This window comes from Wolbachia endosymbiont of Tuta absoluta (assembly GCF_059414725.1).
Genome location: NZ_JBNRJY010000377.1, coordinates 1 through 630 on the forward strand (window position 1 = coordinate 1; position 630 = coordinate 630).

The window sequence follows — 630 nt, forward strand, 5'->3', positions numbered from 1 at the left end:
GAACGTATACTGACAAGCAGAGTTGTTTTGACTACAGGGACTTTTTTACGTGGTGTGATTCATATAGGAGAGCAAACAACTCCTTCTGGAAGAATAGGAGATAAACCAGCAATAGAGCTTGCAAACACGCTAAAGAAGTATGATTTTAAACTGGGCAGGTTACGTACCGGAACTCCACCGAGGCTTGATCGATCAATCGGTAATCGGTAATGGAAGATTCATTTACCGGTTTTAGTTGATGCCCGTAAACCTTGAGTAACTGGCTGACTACCATATATGGCCTCCGGGCTGGTAGAAGAAAATACTTGAAGATACGTTTCGAGATAGTTGATGAATTGGACGCAGAAAGTTATGTACCACATAATTATTATTATTTATTCAATGGAATAAAATAGTATAAAAGCAAATCACACTTTCGTAAAAAAATTATCGTTTTTTATTTCTAACAGCATTTTAAGTAAGTGCAAAAGTTAACTAATATAATTCATTAACTAGTATTCTACTACTACAACAGTCCACCGCTGGACATCATATTGCCTTGCTCACCACGCTTGGCACGTGGATTGGAGAGTGCAGTGCAAGATGTTGCATTCACAGGGAATTCTGCTGCACCGCGGGGGAAAATTGGAG

The 630-nt window shown here is 39.2% G+C and carries 1 pseudogene; it reads left to right on the forward strand.

Annotated elements, in window-relative coordinates:
- Positions 1 to 195, forward strand: a pseudogene (locus ACJ5GX_RS04015) (FAD-dependent oxidoreductase); the annotation flags it as partial.
- Positions 196 to 630 lie beyond the last annotated feature (435 nt).